The organism is Gillisia xinjiangensis (genome assembly GCF_046298265.1).
In the GTDB taxonomy this organism is placed as follows: Bacteria; Bacteroidota; Bacteroidia; order Flavobacteriales; family Flavobacteriaceae; genus Gillisia; species Gillisia xinjiangensis.
Map to the genome: position 1 here is coordinate 1 of NZ_JBKAHK010000043.1, position 709 is coordinate 709.

1 protein-coding gene is annotated in these 709 nt (G+C 50.5%); it reads left to right on the forward strand.

Annotated elements, in window-relative coordinates; genetic code table 11:
• Nucleotides 1–709: hypothetical protein (locus ACKGJN_RS16360; RefSeq protein WP_409540635.1), on the forward strand; the 709-nt coding region annotated here is incomplete at both ends.

The window sequence follows — 709 nt, forward strand, 5'->3', positions numbered from 1 at the left end:
GACTGAAATCGAGGGTACGGATCTGACTCATACGGTGACGATGACCACGGCTTCGGCTACGGATGAAACCTATGCGTTTAGCGTAACGGATGTGACTGCAACAACTGATGTAGATTATACCGGCACCCCATTGTTCAGCAATGGCGTGACCTATGATAGTGGCACCGGCTTAATCACTGTACCAGCGGGCGTAACAGAATTTACGGTTACCTTCCCAGGCTTGGGAGACCTGATCGATGAGAATGACGAGACTTATACCTTAAGTATAGGCGGACAAACAGCTACCGGTACGATCACCGATGATGATACTGCAGCGGTACAAAGTGTATCGGATGCGACTGAAATCGAGGGTACGGATCTGACTCATACGGTGACGATGACCACGGCTTCGGCTACGGATGAAACCTATGCGTTCAGTGTAACGGATGTGACTGCATCAGCAGGCACCGACTATACTGCAACTCCGGTCTTCAGCAATGGCGTGACCTATGATAGTGGCACCGGCTTAATCACTGTACCAGCGGGCGTAACAGAATTTACGGTTACCTTCCCAGGCTTGGGAGACCTGATCGATGAGAATGACGAGACTTATACCTTAAGTGTAGGCGGACAAACAGCTACCGGTACGATCACCGATGATGATACTGCAGCGGTACAAAGTGTATCGGATGCGACTGAAATCGAGGGTACGGATCTGACTCATACGGTG